Source organism: Cohnella thailandensis, assembly GCF_014212135.1.
GTDB lineage: Bacteria > Bacillota > Bacilli > Paenibacillales > Paenibacillaceae > Cohnella > Cohnella thailandensis.
In genome coordinates this window covers 265,158-283,160 of sequence record NZ_JACJVQ010000002.1, presented here as the reverse complement: position 1 = coordinate 283,160, position 18,003 = coordinate 265,158, and the positions used below count along the sequence as shown (strand labels likewise).

Genomic DNA, 18,003 nt, shown 5'->3' with positions numbered 1-18,003 from the left:
ACTCGGGAGCCGAAGCGAATGAGTCATAAAGAACGAAGTCTCTTCTCCAAGCTGGTCGGCTCTCTGATTTTGTTATTGCTGCCTGTCCTGATTTTGTCCGTCTATTCCCACAGCATCAACGAGAAGGTCATTACGTCGCAGATCAAGCAATCGAGCATCGGGCAGCTGTCGACCCTCGCCGCTCAAATGGACAATATTTTCATGCAGCTCGAGACGTTCTCCCGCATTTTGCTGCGAGACCCGAACGTCATCGAATTTCAAGACATGTCTCTGCTCAACTACAGCTACTATGAGCAAATCAGCCGCAAAAAAATTATCCAGGACAAGCTGTACCTGCAGGTCGCTTCAACGGACTGGACGCAGGAGATCACGGTGTATTCGCCGCGCACGGGCCAGACGATCTCGACAGCGCGAGGCCAAACGTACGATCCTTCGCGCCTGCGGAAGCTCTCGGAAGGGAGCTGGAACTTTCCTGCGGCCGACGCCGGGGACGAGGACGTGAATGACTCCCCGCTCCTGTTGGTCACGGTCGAGCCCTATGAAGCGGAAACGGATATGTCCAAGGCCAATTCGATCGTCGAGATCAGCTTCGATCGGAACAATATCGTGCGTATGCTCAATCGGTTCGAAGATCAAGGAGGCGGCGATGTCTTGTTCTATAAGCCCGAGGCGGCTTCGCTCGCGTCAAGCAACTGTCCGCAGGCGCTGTGCGAAGAAGCTGCAGCCGCGCTCGGAGCGAAGCGCTTGCCGCCGCAGGGCGACATGACCCTCTCCTTGGGCGGCATCTCCTATTTGCTGACCTATTCAGAGGTGGCCTCGCTGCAGGGGTACGTAGTCAACGTCGTTCCTTTATCCGATATCCTGACGCCGCTTAGAACGACCAACCGTTTTTCCTATCTCGTGTACGCGTTGTTGCTCGTCGTCGGCATCGCCGTCGCCTGGGTACTGTACCGCAACGTCCAGGTGCCGCTGCGCGAGCTTGTCAAAGGCGTGCAGAAGATCAAGATGGGACAGTACAAGACCCGAATTCCGCTGAAGGTCAAAAACGAATTCCGGCTCATCATCTCCCGGTTCAACGAGATGGCGGGCGAGATTCAGCGGCTCATCGAGAACGTGCTGGAGCAAAAGCTTCATACGCGCGAGGCCGAGCTCAAACAGCTGCAGTCGCAAATCAATCCCCACTTTTTGTATAACAGCTTGTCCTATATCATCGGCATGACCAAGCTGGATCGAAAAGACGCCGTGCTGGAAATGGCTTATCATCTGTCCGATTATTACCGGTATTCGACCCGGGTGCAGAACCAGCAGGTCAAGCTCCGCGACGAGCTTAAAAATGCGGCCGATTACCTGAGCATTCACCGGATGCGCATGAATCGCATCCGCTATGAGATCGATGTCGAAGCGGACATGCTTGAACTTAAAGTTCCCAGGCTTATTCTGCAGCCGATCGTGGAGAACGCGCTGATCCATGGGATCGAATCGCTGGAAGGCATCGGCAAGATTACGATATCGGGGAGACTGGCGGACGGCGCCTGTTCGCTGTCCGTAGACGACAACGGCGGCGCGATGACGCCCGAGTCGCTAAGCCGCCTCAACCGATTGCTCGCGGGTCAGGTCGACGAACGATCGGAGAGCTGCGGACTCGTCAATGTGCATAGGCGTCTTCGGCTTCGTTATGGCGCCGAATCCGGCTTGAAGCTGTCCATCAACGCCGAATCCGGGCTGAGGGCAGAGCTGTATTGGAGGGAGGAGGCGGACGACGGTGAAGCTGTTGATCGTGGACGATGAGGAACATCTGGTGGAGAGCATGACCGAGAGCCTGCCCTGGTCAACGGTCGGCATCACGAGTCTAAGCGCCGCTTATTCCGGCAAGCAGGCGCTGGGGATCATGGAGCAGGAGCCGGCGGATCTCGTCATTACCGACGTCCGCATGCCCGGCATGAGCGGCATCGAACTGATCGGCGAGATCAAGCGCCGTTGGCCGCGAACGGTGTGCATGCTGCTGACCGGCCATGCGGAGTTCGAGTATGCGCAGGAAGGGCTAAAGCACAAGGTATCTCACTATTTGCTCAAGCCCGTTAAGGACGAGGAGCTGCTGGCCAACGTCAAGGAAGCGATCGACGGATGGCTCGCCGAACAGGAGCAGATGCGCACGCTCGTGCAGTCGCAGGCGATGGTTCACCGCAATCGCCCTATCCTGCGTGCCAATCTGCTGAACAATCTGATTCAAGGCCGCCCGTGGCATGATCGCAAGCTTGCAGAGGAGCTGGCGCTGTACGATATTCCGGTTCGCGTCGGCGACGAGACTTCGTTGATGCTCATCCGGATGGAAGACCGCGAGCAGCGATACGGCATATCGGATGTGCCGGTGATGGCCTTTGCCGTCACCAATATTGTGGAGGAATTACTGGGGGACGGTTACGGCAGCTGGAGCTGCGAGGATCTTTACGGTCATCTGCTGTTCGTCGTCGATCATAACCTGGAGAAGGAGCATCCGCAGCGGCAGGAGCTTGAGCGGCTCGCGGACGAAGCGAGGCGGATCGTCAGCCGGCTGCTGCGTCTGACCGTATCCATCGTGGTGTCCCCCGCAGGCGTTTTTCCGGACAGCCTGGAGGAATTGTATCAGCGGTGCGTTGCCACGATCCGGTCGCAGATCGGCGCCGACAGCGATGTCGTCGTTCGGCTGAGCGAGGACCATGAGAAAGCGGCTCCCCATATTGTCGCTTCCTTGTATACGCCGCCATTGTTCGCCCACCTGCTGGAAGCGGGCAACTGGTCGGCTGCGAGAGAGAAGCTTGAAGAAATATTTAGGGAGTGGAGAGCCCAATATAGCGGTTCGGGCGAGCATCTGTCCGAGATCGATTATGCGCTCAAGGCGGCTTTCTCCTATTTCGTGCACAAAAACGGAAGGCTGCTGGCCGACTATCGTCTGAATCAAGCATCGGATTTTAAAGGAATCGGGGAACTCGCGTATTGGGCTTTCGGCATGCTCGACAAGCTGCAGGAAGAGATGAATACGGAGATGTCCGAATCCCGTCATTCGCTGGTCAATCAGATTCAGCGTTTTCTTCAGACGCATTTGTCGGAGGACGTGTCGCTTCAGGCGATCGCCGATCACGTGTACATGCATCCGACGCATGTGTCCAAAGTTTTCAAAAAAGAGACCGGGGAAAATATATCCGAATACGTGCTGCGGCTGCGAATGGACAAAGCCGTTTTTTTGCTGAAGGAAAGCAAATATAAAATTTATGAAGTAGCCGGTCTTCTTGGCTATAAAAATCCGACCTATTTCATCAAGGTGTTCAAGGACCATTTCGGGGTCACTCCGCAAGAGTTCCGGGAGTAAACGCCTGAGCGTGCCGTCAGCGATTCAGTCGGCGGTATGGCTAGGGCGTTTTTTTGTACCGGCCGGCGGAAAGTCGATACGAAGCGGCGTGCCGCTTGACAATGTGGCGGGGGTTGGCTATATCTCAAATATCACTTCCAAATGGAAACGAAGGTGCGGAAAATTGAGCATTCGCGTCATGCTTGTCGACGATGAGCCGCTGGCTCTCGAAAATGTATATGAAGCTGTGTCATGGCAGGAACACGGGTTTGAAGTCGTGGCGCGTGCGACGAATGGAAAAATGGCGCTCGGCCTGTTCGAACGGATGCGGCCGCATATCGTCATAACGGACATCTCGATGTCGCCGATGGACGGACTGGAGCTGGGCAAGCGTATCCGCGAGCTCGGGCCGAATACACGCCTGATTTTCCTTACGGCATATCGGGATTTCGACTATGCCAGGCAGGCGCTCGATTTGAAGGCGGCGCACTACTTGTTGAAGCATGAGATCAGCCGCAATCGGCTTCTCGCGCAATTGTTGAAGCTGCGGGAAGGCATCGAGGCAGAGCAGGAGGAGGAGCGCCATCAGCGTCGTCGCGCGTGGAGAACGTTGTTCGACAGCAAGCAGGATGCGAAGGAGGAGCCCCAGACTCGCGAGAACGCAGGGCAGCCTTCGTTCGCCGCTTCATTGCTTTATTTTGAATTGAATTCTTGCATGAGGCTGGACGGCCTCCGCGAATGCGATCGATTGGAAGACACGGCCCTATTGGACACTTTGGCAGAAGAGACGATACGCGAGACGGAGGAGGCGAGGGAGATTTTGCTGCTGGAGACGGAAGGGGGCGGCTATGCGGCCGTCGTTGGGTTATCCGTGTCCAATAGTCTGCTGATTGCGCAATATGCGCTTCGGCAGGTCTCGCTTGCGCTTCAGCGAAGCTTGCAGCGTCATACCGGACACACGCCTCGCATGATGATCGCGACGAATCTGGAGCGCGATGCGCACCGGCATTGGCAGATGATCCGGCACCTGTACGCGTACTCCTATTTTCTCCCGGCGCGGTCCGTCTTTCTGTTCGAGCAGGCGCTGGCATCGAATGCGAAGCCCCCATCGGGCTCGGAAGAACGCATTCAAGCAGGAATAAAAGACGGCCCTGAATCGTTAACGGTCTGGAAGCGGCTGCTGGATGAAATCGTGGAGCGCGCCGCGACGGACGCGCTGTTGGCGACGGTCGCAGCCGCGGGCGAGAAATGGATCCGAGCGGGTGCCCGACGCCCCGATATGCGTCTGGGTTCCGATGCGCGCGAGATCGTAGCGGCGCTGAACCGCACGGCGGAGGCGATAGTGAACGCAGAGCGTCAGCGCTCGTCTTTTTCCCGATGGGTACAGAAAGCGATGGATCATGTTCGCGATAACTATGCCGATCCCGAGCTATCGCTCGAGACCGTCGCGGAGCACCTGCAGATCAGCGCCGTTCACTTGAGAACGACGTTCAAGAAGGAGACGGGCATATCGCTGCTGGATTACACGACGGAGTACCGAATGGAGATCGCGAAGCAGTTGCTCCTCAAGGAGGAACTGAAAATTTACGAGGTGTCCGAGCAGGTGGGATACCGGACGAGTCAATATTTCAGTCAAGTGTTCAAGAAAGCGACAGGTCTGCACCCCAAGGACTATGTGAGAGCGGAAGCGGAGCGATGAGCATGCGCCGGATTCGAAACAAAATTATGGGAAGCGTCATTCTGATCGTGACCTTCTCCATCACTTTGATCAGCGTGCTGGCGCTCGACCGTTTCTCCTCCATCTTGGAGGACCAGGCGCTGAACGAAGATATCATCCACATCAACCAGATTTCGGACCAGATGGAGCGGTTTATCGAAGATGTCAAGCTGTATGCGGGCAATATGGTCAATGACGAACTGCTGCAGAAGTTCGCAAGCCGGGCCTCCTACCCTTCCGTATACGACGAGATCAAGGCGTATCAGCAGGTCGTCGTTCAACTCACCAAATTCAACGTCCTGCGCAATTATCTGGCGAGCTCGGCGATCGTTCGCAGCGATGGCAAAGTATTCTGGTCGTCGTTGTATATCGATCCTTACTTTGAACAGGAGCTCCAAAAAAATTGGTATCAGGATGCGATAGGCACAGGTCGAAAGAGCGGCTTTACCGCGCCTCACCTCATTAGAGATAATGGCGAACAAAAGGTAATCAGTTTCTACATACGCTTCGCGCCTGAATTTGGAGGCGTGCTCCTGTTGAACATCAAGTTCGAGGCTGTCACCGAATTGTTCGAATCGCTGGCTCCGTCGTTCGAACGCTATGCCTGGACGGAAGACGGAGGGCGCGGCTATCTGTTGAATCAGAACATGACGAACGATATTTCGGCCTATCTTCGGGGCGGCCATGAAGCAGTCGAAGTTCATCGCACGAAGTCCGGGTATTATTTGACGCGCTCGTTCAAGGAGACGGATTGGTCCGTCGTCACGTTCACCTCCAAGAGCCGATTCTATCGGCTGCTAGGCTATGTCGTTCAGTACTGGGCGATCTTCCTGGCACTCTGTCTTGGTCTTTGCGCCCTGTTGTTTTTACCTATTATCTCCAGCATTACCCGTCCGATCTCGCAGATGTCCAGAGCCATGAAGCAGGTGTCGATGGGCAATTACGACGTCCGGCTTCAGTTCCGAAGCAACGACGAACTCGATATTTTGCGGACCGGCTTCCAATCGATGCTCCGCGATATTCAACTGCAGATGGACGAGAAAATCGAGCAGGAAAAGTGGAAAAGGCGCATCTCGACGGAACTGCTGTTCGCGCAGATGAACCCCCACTTTATTTACAATACGTTGAATACCGTCGTCTATTTGTCGCGAAAAGGCAATAACCGGGCGGTTGAGGAAATGGTCGAAGCGTTCATCGGAATCTTGCAGGACGCGGTGAAGCTAGGGGAGAGCGGACTGTACGTCCAAGTCGCGCAGGAGAAGGAATTGATCGAGCACTATGCGCTTATTCAAAAGTACAGGTATGCCGACAAGTTCAATCTTATCTGGCATGCGGAAGCGGACATGGCTTCGATCCTTATCCCGAAGAGCGTGCTGCAGCCGCTTGTAGAGAATGCGATTTTTCATGCATTTTCGGAGCACGAGACGCCCGGGTTGATCGAGGTTACGTTAAAACGGACGGCGGATCGCATCCTGATCGAGGTGAAAGATAACGGAACCGGGATGGATCCGGAGACGGCCTCGCGAATCGCGTCGAATTCGCTTCCGCAGGCCACCCCGCATACAGGCGGGATGAAGCATATCGGCATCGCGAATATCCGCGAGCGCCTTGCTTACTTGTACGGCGATGCGGCGGAATTTCATGTCGATACGCGCGAGGGGGAAGGGACGGCAATCCGGATCGTCCTGCCGTTTAAGCCCGAAATCGCGGATTGAAAGCGATTAAAAGTCGCCATCGTATTTTAAACAAAATCATCGGATCGTCATGTTGTTGCTCCAGGGCACCGAAGGTATCATACGAATTGCAAGACAGACCGGCGGCAGTCGAGCGCCGGCCATGTCCGTCGCAAGCTCAAACAAGGGGGATGCAACAAATGCAACGAAGCTCGCGCAAGAAATCGACCTGGAGCATGATGACCGCACTGGTGCTTGGCTCTGCGCTCACACTGTCCGCGTGCGGATCGAACAATGACGGCAATTCGGGCGCTGCGAGTCCGTCGGCGTCGTCGGCAGGCGGCTCCGCCGCGGCCGAGAGCGGCAAGCTGGTCGAATGGGGATGGGACAAGGGCAGCCATGACAAGCTGATGGCGGAATTCTCGAAAAATCATCCCGACATTCAAGTGGAATACGTCGAGGTTTCGGCAAAAGATTATTTGAAAAAAATCCAGACTTCGATCGCCTCCGGCTCCGATCTGCCCGACATCATCTGGGCAGAAGCCGCGCAGCGCGGCGCGATCTATGAGCTCAACGTGATGGACGATCTCGGCGCGGCGCCATACAGCTTCGACAAGAGCGCGCTCCTTGACTTCGAAGTTCCGCTGCTCACGAACGGCAAGGGCCAATTGGTCGCACTCGACCAGCAGGTCGCGCCGGGTGCCGTCGCCTACAAGCGCGAGCTGGCGAAGCAATATCTCGGTACGGACGATCCCGACCAGCTCGCTTCAATGTTCAAGAGCTGGGACGACTTCGCGCAAAAAGGCAAGGAGGTATTCGATAAGAGCGGCGGCAAAGTCACGATGTTCGCCAGCCTGATGGATGCCTACACCATACTGAGCAATCAGATGACGAAGCCGTTCATCGACGGCGTCAGCGTAAACAAGACGGATATGCTCGGCATATTCGGCCAGTTGCAGAAGCTGCGGGATATGAATAACGAAGCCAAGCTTAGCATGTGGTCGCCTTCGTGGAGCGCTTCCTATTCGCAGAACAACGTCATCTTTTATCCGGCCGCGAATTGGTCCCCCGAGTTCGTCATCAAGCCGAACGACAAGAACAGCAACGGGGCATGGGGACTGACGGTGCCTCCCGGCGGCGGCTTCACTTACGGCGGCACGTCCATCGGCATCTGGAAGGGCAGCAAGCAGAAGGAAGCCGCATGGACCTACCTCAAAGGCATGTACGGCTCCGCCGAAGGCGCCGATGTCAGCTTCAATGGCATGAAGTCCATTCTTCCGCTCAAGTCCGTTTTTGAAGATACATCCAAGCTGGCGTCCGGACCCGACGAATTTTTCGGCGGCCAGGATTTGAACAAGTTCTGGATCGAAAAGGTGTTCCCGAGCATCAAAGCCAAGCCGGTGACCAAATACGATCAGGATGTGTACGCCGCATCGGAAATCGTGCTTCAGACGATGGCGCAGGATCCGAAGTTCGACGCGAACAGCGCGTTCGAAAAGTGGACGGAGGAGCTCAAGAAGAATCATCCTGAGCTCACGATCGAATAACTGAAAAAAGAGAAAAAAGGAAGCGGCGGTCGGTGGTCAAGCCATCGCCCGCCGTTTTCGGATAGGATGTGGCACCCGTGATGAAAACAACCGGCATAAACCGTACGAATAAATGGCCGTACCTGTTCATTGCGCCTTATTTTTTATTTTATGCGGTATTCAGCTTGTTCCCGATTCTCTTTACGCTGTATTTGAGCTTCACGGATTGGGATTTATTCGGCAACAATAACTTTGTCGGATTTTACAATTACGTTCAACTGTTTGCGCATGATAAATTTTTCTGGAAGTCGCTGGGTAACGTGCTCCTGTTCATTGCCTGCTACCTGCCGGCGCTCGTCCTATTCGGCATGCTGATCGCCAGCCTAATCGAGAGCAGGATGATCCGGCGCAAAACCTTCTTTCGCCTGAGCTTTTTCAGCGCCTACATGACGACCCCGGTCGCCATCGGCATCATTTTCGCGCTTCTCTTCGACTGGCAGGGCGGCTTCATCAACAATCTGTTCGTCGAGCTCGGATGGATTCACGAAAAGGTGAATTGGCTCGGCTCGGCCGCCTGGGCGCGCTGGATCGTGATCCTGATGATCTTCTGGAAAAATCTTGGGTACTTTATTATGTTTTATACCGCAGGGATGGCGAGCATCGACACGTCGATTTATGAAGCGGCCCAGATTGACGGCGCCTCCGCCCGAAGCGTCTTCTTCCGCATCACGATTCCGCTGCTCAAGCCGATCAATCTGTTTCTTGTCGTCACATCCATTATCGGCGGACTTCAGCTTGTGGAAGAACCGATGCTGCTCTATAGCGGCTGGGCTTCCGGCACATCGATGACGGGGGGGCCGGACGGCTCCGTGTTCACCCCGATCTGGTACATGTTCGACGCTTCGTTCAGCGGCTCGTCGTTCAAATACGGCAAGGGTGCGGCGATCGCGTATTCGACCTTCCTCTTTATCGCACTATTCTCCCTGATAGGCATCAAATGGCTCAACCGGGACGGTGATTCGAAGTGAAAACGCAAAAAGGACTGCTGATCGCGGCATTAACGATCCTGTCGCTGATTTTCCTTTTTCCTTTCTATATGATGCTGACGATGGGCACCTATTACTCCGAGGATCTGTTCAAAAAGCTGCCCATCCTGCCAAGCGGCTATCTGCTGGAAAATTTTAAAACGATTCTGTCTGCGGACTTTTTGCGCAACTACTGGAACAGTTTCTATGTCTCCGTGTTATTTACCGCCGTGTCGGTGTTCATCAGCGCGCTGACCGGCTTCGCTTTCGGCAAGTACAGCTTCAAGGGGAAGACATGGCTGTACGGCTTCATTCTCGTCACGATGATGATCCCCGGCCAGCTCGGTCTGATTGCCTTCGTCATGGAGATGAAGTGGTTCCACCTGAACAACTCTCATGCCCCGCTCATTATCGCGGGTCTGAACAATGCGTTCGGCGTCTTCTTCATGACGCAGTTCGTACAATCGTCCGTACCGACGGAGGTCGTAGAGAGCGCGCGGATCGACGGCTGCACGGAGCCCGGCATTTTTTTCCGGATCGTGGTTCCCTTCCTCCTCCCGGCAGTCAGTACGCTTGGCCTGATCTGCTTCCTCGGTTCATGGAACAATTATTTGCTGCCGCTGGTCACGATCAACAAGCCGGAGCTGTATACGCTGCCGCTCGGCATCGCCAATCTGTCGACCCGATACCGGACCGACTATGCTGCCAGCATCCTGGGACTTACGCTCGGCACGCTGCCGTTGATCCTTTTGTTTTTGTTCGGGTCCAAGACATTGGTCCGGGGATTGACGGGCGGCGCGGTCAAAGGCTGACTGGAAATCAAGGGAGGACAGCGGCATGCTGAATGAACGAAAAGCATATCGGGGCAGCGACTTCCTGCTCGGCGTCTGCTATTATCCGGAGCATTGGAAGGAAGCGTGCTGGGCGGAGGACTTCCGCCGGATGTCGGAGCTTGGCTTTAATACCGTCCGGATGGGCGAGACCGCTTGGAACGTCATGGAGCCTGAAGAGGGCAAGTACGACTTCTCCCTGTTCGATCGGGCGATCGAGGGGGCAGCCGGCTGCGGTCTGCGCGTTATTCTGGGGACGCCCACCTACGCGCCGCCGGCATGGTTGACGGACAAGTATCCCGAGACGCTGCGCGTCGACTTCGGCGGTCGCAGGATGGCGCACGGGTCTCGCCGACACTACAACTATACGTCCGCAACGTACTTGCGGCTGTGCGACGGGATCGTGTCGGCCATGGCCGACCGGTACAAGGATCATCCCGCCGTCATCGGCTGGCAGATCGACAACGAGCTAAATTGCCACTCCGACGCCAGCTTTGCGCCTAGCGATCACGATGCCTTCCGCGAGTGGTGCCGGACGAGGTACGGTACGCTGCAAACGCTGAACGAAGCGTGGGGGACGGCGTTCTGGGCGCAGACGTACACCGACTGGGGCCAGGTCGCGTTGCCCAAACCTACGGTTACCTATCATAACCCGAGTCATCTGCTCGACTTTTACAGGTTCACGTCCGAATCCGCAATCGCGTTCGCCGAGCGCCAGTACCGCATCCTGAAGGGGGCAGCTCCGCATCAGTTCGCAACCCACAACGGCATGTTCGGCAATATCGACTACAAGCCGTTTACGGAGCGGGCGGTCGATTTCCTGTCGTACGACTCGTACCCTTCCTTTCAGTTGATGCGCAAGGATGTGCCGGTCCGCGAGAAGGACAAGCTGAGCGGCAAGCATCTGAGCCGGATGCGAGGCTATTCCGGAAAATATATGATTCTGGAGCAGCAGGCGGGACCGGGCGGTCAGACGGGCAACGGGCTGAACGACGATCGCGATGATTATCTGCAGGTCTCGCCGAAGCCCGGGCAGATTCGTCTGTGGACCTGGCAGTCGATCGCGCACGGCGCGGACGGCGTGCTTTATTTCCGCTGGCGGACTTGTCCCTACGGCGCGGAGACGCTCTGGCACGGCCTTAACGATTATGGCAACCAGCCGAACCGTCGGCTCGAAGAAGCGCGCGCCGTGGCATTGGAGACCGGGAGATTGTCGAAGCTGATCGTGTCGACCAGCGTTCATGCGACGGCCGCGATCTTAAGCGACTACGACAACGACAGCAACTGCAAGATTGATCGTCATACCGGCTCCGAGTATTGGAGAAGCGAAGAAAATATTTACCTGGCGCTGGCGTCCCGGCACATCGGCACGGATATGCTTGATCTCGGTGCGGCTTCGGAGCCGAATGTCCTGAATCGGTACGAGATCGTGTTCGCGCCGAACGTGAAGCTATTGGACGAGCATGAGCTTGAGCCGCTGCGAAGCTATGCGAGCCAGGGCGGCACGCTCGTGTTCGGTCCGCGCGCCGGATACAAGGATAGAAACAACCATGCGCATATGTTGCCGTTCCCGGGCGTCGTTCGTACGCTCGCGGGCATCGCCGTGGAAGACTTCACGATGGTCGACGGGGATGACGCTGCCCGGATCCGCTTTGGTACGCCGGATAAGGAAACGGCTGCGCCGCTGTTCCACGAGATATTGGAGCCGGAAGCCGACGGGTGTTCCGTTCTTGCCGAATACGTGCGAGATTATTATGCGGGCAGACCGGCGATCGCCGTACGGCCGTACGGACGAGGCCGGATCGTCTACGTCGGCACTTTTTTTACGCTTGATAATACGGAAGCGCTGCTTGACGCGCTCGGTACGACCGATCCTTCGTCGGATTGGGCCGACAATCTGCCCGCGGAGGTGGAGACGGTGTATCGGCGGGAAGGCGAGAAAAGCTATGTTATTCTCCTGAATTATTCCGACGAACCGAAGCGCATTCGTTTAAAGCGTCCGGTCTTGGACGTTCTCAGCCAAACGGAAGTGAAGACCGAGCAAACACTGCCGCCCTACGGCGTGAGCTGGTGGGCGTTGTCTTGACGGATTTCAGGAATCAGGCTGCCGCTTGCGGAACTCATCCGAATGCCGTCAACGATGCAGCCTGCGGAATTGCTCGGGCGTTTTTTGTTCCAGCCGGCGAAAAGTCGATACGAAGTGGCTGGCATCAAGAAAGCCGACCTGGGCAGCGATGGCTTTGATCGTCCGATCGCCCGGGCCGACGAGTTCCTCCTTCGCTTTTTGAATACGCAGATGAATTAGAAACTGGTAGGGACTCATGCCGGTCGCCGTACGGAACAGATGATTCAAATGCTGGGGACTGAGGCCGGCATACCGGGCCATATCCTCCAGTCCGACTGCCGGATCGTGATAAACCTCTTCCAGATAGCGCATCAGCGGCAGCAGCCGCTCATGATAGTGCGACAGCGAACGCATATTGTCGGCACGACCGAATTTTTTTATATCCGTCAGGAAGCGGTACAAGGTGACGGAACTGTCCAAGCCGGCGAACCCGTAGGGGGCGCCGGCTATTTTACTTGCCTTTTTGTGCATGCTTGCTATCGGCGAAGACGGCTCCCAACTGATGACGGTCGACTCGGCCAGGTCGAGCGCGTCCAGGATCGCGCCAATCTGCGCGCCTCCGAAGGTGATATACCAGGTGGACCAGGGATCGGTCAGCGGCGTGTAAAAATGCGGGACGTTCGGTTTCAGCAGAATACCTTCGTTGACCGACAAGGTAATTTTTTTCCCCGAAAAGCGAAATTCTCCGGACCCGGCAGTCGTATGCAGCCAATGATAGCAATGATAGCCGTCGGGACGATCGAACTCGCTCTCGCCGACATTCCATCCGAACGCCTCGACAAACATCGGCAGCTTCTTGTCCAGATGGGTTAGCATGATTTGTTTTCGGTAGTGATCCATCGGAAGGCCTGCCTTCATTATTTTATATGCTGAATCGATTGTATCATATAAGCAATGCTTTGAGCTTGCCTTTTGGCAGAGTACCGGAAATGAATCGGACTGGCAGTCGGCGCTAGACGAGCGCTTTCCCGAGGGCGTCGCCAAGAAGGCGTGGTCCGGCATGGCTTTTCCGATAGACAAGGCGCTTAAATAAACAGGGAAAGGGCTGCCGCTAGGTTTCACCCTTATCAGCGATTCACCTTTAACAACCGCAAGCTTCGCCTCCCTAATGAAATAGTAGTACCTTATTTCCCTATGTACTCTCCAATTCAATTAGGGGGCTTAATAGATTTCATCCATCTTAAAATTTTTTGTATGACATTGAGGGAAAGGGCGTTGCTTAAATTGGGAAAACCGATCTACGATCGTAGAGAGGAAGGGAGCGAAGCAAAGGGAAGTGTATTTTATGCCCAACTCCGCGGTGAAGGCCGCAATCATTGGCATTGTATTTTTCCTTTCCTTAGACATATTATGAGGCCGCCGCATCTCTTCGCAGCGGCCTTTGACAACTAGAAGGAAGTTGCTTTGCGGCATTACTAGCAATCAGATGTTCTGACCGCCCGAGACTTCGATTCTCTGCGCATTAACCCAGCGATTATCGGATCCAAGCAGGCTGGCGACTGCGGGACCGATGTCGTCGGGTACGCCGACACGACCAAGGGCAACCATCGCGGCAAATGCGTCATTGTAAGCAGGCGTGTCGCGTACAGCGCCGCCTAGAAAATCGGTTTCGATTGCACCAGGCGCAATGGTATTGGCGGTGATACCGCGATGACCGAGTTCTTTGGCCATATAGATGGTTAGTACCTCGACCGCTCCCTTCGCCGCAGAGTAAGCGGAGAATCCGGGATAAGATACACGAGTGAGACCTGATGAGAAATTCACAATACGGCCACCGTCTGCAAGAAGAGGTAGAAGGGTCTGAGTCAAGAAAAACACGCCCTTGACGTGCACATTGAACAGGCCGTCGAACTGAGCTTCCGTTGTTTCGACGAAGTCTATCATTTCTCCGTGGCCGGCATTGTTCACCAGATGATCGAAGGTGGCCCTATCCCAAGTAGAATGCAAGGTCGAACGGACTGTCTCGGCAAAGGCCGCAAAGCTGGCGATGTTTCCAACATCGAGTTGCAGAGCGACTGCTTTACGCCCCAGAGCTTCGATTTCGGCAACAACAGACTTTGCTTCTTCAGCTTGGCTACGATAGGTCAGGATGACATCGCCGCCATGACGCGCAATACTGATGGCCGTATTGCGACCAAGTCCGCGGCTGCCGCCCGTAACGATCGAGATAGTTGTCATTGTAACTTCATCCTCTCAAGAATCATTATTAATTACACCGTTATCTTAAAAGATAAAGTTTACTTGAAGTCAAGGTTTTTCTGATGAGATAATAAGCATATAATCGAACCGAAGAATTCTTTGATTTAATCATATTCCCACCATAACTCACAGCAAAAATGCGGCTAATTTAGTTTGAAAAGTCAAGATTTTATTTAAAGTACACTTTAATAGAGGGGGGAGAGTTACTTATGATGACTATAAGAGAAGTAACCGAATTGACAGGAATAGCGGCTCCCACACTTCGATATTACGAAAAGGAGGGGCTGCTTCCACATGTGAAGAGAAATGAAAACGGGAAGCGGTTATACGACGAAGAAGATTTAAGCTGGATACACTTTGTTACTGCACTTCGGGCAACGGGAATGCCTATTGCTCAAATTCAGAAATACGTTTATTTATACAAAGAAGGGGACTCAACAATTTCAGAACGGAAATTGATGATGCTCAATCATAAAAAAGAAATAGAGAGAAGCATAAGGGATCTCTATTTTAACTTGGATAAAATTAATTATAAGCTTGCTCTATATGATGTTTTAGAATCTCAGATTGAACGAACTAGTATTAAAATTTAGGCTCGATCTAACAATGGGCGGTTCCGGTTGCATTGAGGCGCTTATTTTTGACAAGAACCAAATCGGTAACGCATCTTGTTTTTTTGAAAATAAGGAGAGGACGAACAGAACATGAATGTGGAAGTGTATACGTTAAATGCGTTTGCGAAAGGGGAGCGCGGCGGTAATCCGGCAGGCGTTGTCTTGGAGGATGGCCATTCGTTGAATGCTGCCGAAATGCAGCTCATAGCGAAGGAATTGGGCTTTTCGGAGACGGCCTTTATGGAGAAATCCCTGCTTGCGGATTACAAAATCCGTTATTTCACCCCCGCCAGCGAAGTTGATCTGTGCGGACACGCCACGATTGCTGCATTTGGACTAATGTATTCGTTGGGTTTGGCTAAGGAAGGGGCTTCTTATACGATAGAAACCAAGGCAGGAATTTTGGATGTGGATATTAGCTCTGAGGGTCTAGTTTATTTATCGCAGGCTTTACCGCAATTTCTTGAAAGGATATCCAGTGAGGAAATCGCCCCATCTTTGAGGATGAATGCCGAGGAGTTGGAAACCGGATTGCCCATCCAGATTGTTTCGACGGGACTGCGGGACATTTTGATCCCGATCCGCAACAGGAAACTTTTGAATGAGATTCAACCAAATTTTGACGCCATAAGCACCATCAGCGACAAATATAATGTGGTTGGGTATCATCTGTTCACGATGGATACTCCGGACGAAGCTGCTGCGGAATGCCGGAATTTTGCGCCGCTGTACGATATTCCCGAGGAGAGCGCGACAGGTACATCCAACGGGGCCCTGCTCAGCTATTTGTACCAACATGGCCAACGATCTTTGCGAGAAGTGGAGCACGTCGTGTTCAGGCAAGGGTATTCGATGGATTGTCCTTCTGAAATCAAGGCAGGATTGCGCCTGAGCGAGAGCGGTGAAATCAACCAGGTTCGGGTTGGCGGTGCAGTGGCTGGCATTGAAAGAAGGCATATCAAGATATAAGCGGAATCGCAAAGCCTGTTTGCAGCCACCGTACCATAGGGGGCAGACGGGCTTTTTTTTGGCTTTTTTATTGCAAAAGATGCTGTTACAATAGGCACCATGATAGCGCTTACGATCTAGGGGGTCCCGGGATGAGGAAGAGATGGGCGATCGGAGGCAGCGTCCGCTCGCAGATCTTGATCCTGCTGCTGGTGTTCATTATTACGCCGACGACGATTATATCGGCGTTTACGATCGATAAGTTCTCGGAGATGATCGAGCGCAACGGGATCGACATGATGGAGACGGCGCTCGACCACTCCAAGGAGAACGTAACGAGCTTCATGGACGGAGCCGCGGATGCCGCTCTGAGGATCATGACCAACACGGCCATCATTGATCCCCTGCTCGGCACGGACGCTCCCGGGAGCGTGCAGCAGAGGATTACGGCGTCCAACCTGTTGGAGAAGCAATTGTACGAGCTCAAGATCCATGGGGTGCAGGCCAAGGAGATCGCGATCCTGAATACGGCCGGGGATAAAACGTATGCCGGCTCGAACAGCTTCGACTCGCGCTACGTCGACGATGCGGATTGGAGGGAGGAGCTGGACCAGTTGGACGGCAAGTCTTATTGGGGCAGCTATACCCATAATGGCAGTTACATCTTCGTCGCGCGCAAGATTCAGCAATATGTCAAGTCCGAGGATCGTTTTCGCCCGTTAGGGGTCGTGCTGATTGGCTTCGCGGAGCGAGACTTCGCTTCGGTCAATTCGTCCGTCAACCTGGCGAACGGCGCGGAGATTCTGATCGGCGGCGCGGACGGGACGGCGATATCCGGGACGGATCCGGACGCGGTCGGCAAGCGGCTATCCGACAAGGAACTGCCGCTGACAAAAGGGAGAACGCAGCTCGACCTGTCCGGCGTCTACGTGTCCGGCTCGGGCAGCCGGCTGACCGTCTACGACGTCATCCCCGGCAGCGATTGGAGCCTGATCGTCTCCTCGTCGTTCGAGCAGCTGCTGCAGGAGCAGCGCAACATCAAGAAGATCATCGTCCTGTCCACCGGGCTGTGCGTCGTGGGCGCGTTTATGCTGGCCGCGGCGCTGGCGCACCGGATGACGCTGCCGCTCAAGCGCCTCTCCAAGGAGGTCAAGCGGCGCATCGCGAACGGGGACTTCGCGTTCTGGCCGCTTCAGGCGCCTGCGAGGCAGGACGAGATCGCCGGGCTCGGCCAAGGCTTCTACCGGCTCGTCGCCGATCTGAACGAGACGAAGAACCGGATGCACCAAGCGGAGATGATGAAGCGGGAGGCGGAGTTCGATGCCATGAGGAGCAAGATCAAGCCGCACTTCCTGTACAACGCGCTGGAATCGGTTCGCATGCTGGCGGTCGTCAATAAGGACCCCGGCACGGCGGAGATGATCAAGGCGCTGGGACATCTTTTCCGATACATCATCACCGATCAGAAGGGCCATACGACGCTTGGAGACGAATTGGCCTACTTGCATAGCTACATCCAATTGCAGAAGCTCCGATACGAGGACCGGCTGGACGTGCGGATCGACGTTCCGGAGCCGCTTCTGAACATCGCTTTGCTGAAGCTGGTGCTGCAGCCGCTCGTCGAGAACGCGATCGAGCACGGCATTAACCGTCGCAGGGGCGCCAAGCGGATCTCCGTCACCGCTTCCCGGACGGAGACGGGCGAGGACGCGGTCATTCGCGTCTGGGACGAAGGGGCCGGCATCGCCCCGGACCGGCTGGCCGAGATCCAGAGCAGCCTGGACGATCCGAGCACGGATAAGGATCATATCGGGCTGATCAACGTTCACCGCAGGCTACGGCTTCATTTCGGCGAACCGTACGGCTTGACGGTCGACAGCGAACCGGGCAGCCATACGAGCGTATATGTGCGCATTCCTTGTAGTTGGCAAGAAGGGCCAGCCTGACGCCATGCCACGCAGCGCTGCTCAACGCGCGGCAACGCCGTTATCCACCACACTACGCATTCATGGGAGGTAGGC

General features: G+C 55.0%; 13 protein-coding genes. 11 read left to right on the top strand and 2 right to left on the bottom strand.

Translation table 11 applies throughout. The features are described 5' to 3' along the window. Positions 1–18 precede the first annotated feature (18 nt). The 8 genes from H7B67_RS01875 to H7B67_RS01840 all read left to right on the top strand — a co-directional run bounded on the left by H7B67_RS01875 (position 19) and on the right by H7B67_RS01840 (position 12,182). A complete protein-coding gene (locus H7B67_RS01875) occupies positions 19–1,788 on the top strand; it encodes a sensor histidine kinase (RefSeq protein ID WP_185118098.1) in 1,770 nt (589 codons plus the stop codon). Beyond that, a complete protein-coding gene (locus H7B67_RS01870) occupies positions 1,763–3,346 on the top strand; it encodes a response regulator (RefSeq protein WP_185118097.1) in 1,584 nt (527 codons plus the stop codon). The genes H7B67_RS01875 and H7B67_RS01870 overlap by 26 nt, the downstream gene beginning before the upstream one ends. A 163-nt stretch (positions 3,347–3,509) precedes the next feature. Next, positions 3,510–5,024, top strand: a complete 1,515-nt coding sequence (locus H7B67_RS01865; RefSeq protein ID WP_185118096.1) for a response regulator — start codon at positions 3,510–3,512, stop codon at positions 5,022–5,024. Between the two features lie 2 nt (positions 5,025–5,026). Continuing rightward, positions 5,027–6,757: a cache domain-containing sensor histidine kinase gene (locus tag H7B67_RS01860; RefSeq protein WP_185118095.1), complete on the top strand. Its 1,731-nt coding sequence runs from the start codon at positions 5,027–5,029 to the stop codon at positions 6,755–6,757. Between the two features lie 158 nt (positions 6,758–6,915). Beyond that, positions 6,916–8,262 (top strand): extracellular solute-binding protein, encoded by a 1,347-nt coding sequence (locus H7B67_RS01855; protein ID WP_185118094.1) that lies wholly within the window; start codon positions 6,916–6,918, stop codon positions 8,260–8,262. Between the two features lie 80 nt (positions 8,263–8,342). Continuing rightward, positions 8,343–9,269, top strand: coding sequence for a carbohydrate ABC transporter permease (locus tag H7B67_RS01850; RefSeq protein WP_185118184.1), 927 nt, complete (start codon positions 8,343–8,345; stop codon positions 9,267–9,269). Beyond that, on the top strand, positions 9,266–10,078 hold the full coding sequence (locus tag H7B67_RS01845; RefSeq protein ID WP_342592567.1) for a carbohydrate ABC transporter permease: 813 nt from the start codon (positions 9,266–9,268) through the stop codon (positions 10,076–10,078). The genes H7B67_RS01850 and H7B67_RS01845 overlap by 4 nt, the downstream gene beginning before the upstream one ends. A 25-nt stretch (positions 10,079–10,103) precedes the next feature. Beyond that, complete coding sequence (locus H7B67_RS01840; RefSeq protein WP_185118093.1) at positions 10,104–12,182, top strand: beta-galactosidase; 2,079 nt, start codon at positions 10,104–10,106, stop codon at positions 12,180–12,182. A gap of 48 nt (positions 12,183–12,230) precedes the next feature. Here H7B67_RS01840 and H7B67_RS01835 read toward each other — a convergent pair whose 3' ends face one another. Both H7B67_RS01835 and H7B67_RS01830 read right to left on the bottom strand, forming a co-directional pair. Beyond that, entirely contained in the window at positions 12,231–13,061 is an 831-nt protein-coding gene (locus H7B67_RS01835; protein WP_185118092.1) for a helix-turn-helix domain-containing protein, read from the bottom strand. A 582-nt stretch (positions 13,062–13,643) separates the two neighbouring features. Beyond that, positions 13,644–14,399: an SDR family NAD(P)-dependent oxidoreductase gene (locus H7B67_RS01830; RefSeq protein WP_185118091.1), complete on the bottom strand. Its 756-nt coding sequence runs from the start codon at positions 14,397–14,399 to the stop codon at positions 13,644–13,646. A gap of 230 nt (positions 14,400–14,629) precedes the next feature. Between H7B67_RS01830 and H7B67_RS01825 the strand changes: the two genes are divergently transcribed. The 3 genes from H7B67_RS01825 to H7B67_RS01815 all read left to right on the top strand — a co-directional run bounded on the left by H7B67_RS01825 (position 14,630) and on the right by H7B67_RS01815 (position 17,928). Next, positions 14,630–15,013, top strand: a complete 384-nt coding sequence (locus tag H7B67_RS01825) for a MerR family transcriptional regulator (protein WP_185118090.1) — start codon at positions 14,630–14,632, stop codon at positions 15,011–15,013. A gap of 111 nt (positions 15,014–15,124) precedes the next feature. Continuing rightward, positions 15,125–16,003 carry a PhzF family phenazine biosynthesis protein gene (locus tag H7B67_RS01820; RefSeq protein ID WP_185118089.1) on the top strand — a complete coding sequence of 293 codons (879 nt, stop codon included), beginning with the start codon at positions 15,125–15,127 and terminating at the stop codon, positions 16,001–16,003. Positions 16,004–16,134: 131 nt separating this feature from the next. Then, positions 16,135–17,928 carry a cache domain-containing sensor histidine kinase gene (locus tag H7B67_RS01815; protein ID WP_185118088.1) on the top strand — a complete coding sequence of 598 codons (1,794 nt, stop codon included), beginning with the start codon at positions 16,135–16,137 and terminating at the stop codon, positions 17,926–17,928. The last annotated feature ends 75 nt before the right edge of the window (positions 17,929–18,003 follow it).

Excerpts from the sequence above, each read along its gene's own strand:
- H7B67_RS01875 (WP_185118098.1), top strand. The coding sequence starts at position 19 with ATGAGTCATAAAGAACGAAGTCTCTTCTCCAAGCTGGTCGGCTCTCTG.
- H7B67_RS01860 (WP_185118095.1), top strand. The coding sequence starts at position 5,027 with ATGCGCCGGATTCGAAACAAAATTATGGGAAGCGTCATTCTGATCGTG.
- H7B67_RS01855 (WP_185118094.1), top strand. The coding sequence starts at position 6,916 with ATGCAACGAAGCTCGCGCAAGAAATCGACCTGGAGCATGATGACCGCA.
- H7B67_RS01850 (WP_185118184.1), top strand. The coding sequence starts at position 8,343 with ATGAAAACAACCGGCATAAACCGTACGAATAAATGGCCGTACCTGTTC.
- H7B67_RS01840 (WP_185118093.1), top strand. The coding sequence starts at position 10,104 with ATGCTGAATGAACGAAAAGCATATCGGGGCAGCGACTTCCTGCTCGGC.
- H7B67_RS01835 (WP_185118092.1), bottom strand. The coding sequence starts at position 13,061 with ATGGATCACTACCGAAAACAAATCATGCTAACCCATCTGGACAAGAAG.
- H7B67_RS01830 (WP_185118091.1), bottom strand. The coding sequence starts at position 14,399 with ATGACAACTATCTCGATCGTTACGGGCGGCAGCCGCGGACTTGGTCGC.
- H7B67_RS01825 (WP_185118090.1), top strand. The coding sequence starts at position 14,630 with ATGATGACTATAAGAGAAGTAACCGAATTGACAGGAATAGCGGCTCCC.
- H7B67_RS01820 (WP_185118089.1), top strand. The coding sequence starts at position 15,125 with ATGAATGTGGAAGTGTATACGTTAAATGCGTTTGCGAAAGGGGAGCGC.
- H7B67_RS01815 (WP_185118088.1), top strand. The coding sequence starts at position 16,135 with ATGAGGAAGAGATGGGCGATCGGAGGCAGCGTCCGCTCGCAGATCTTG.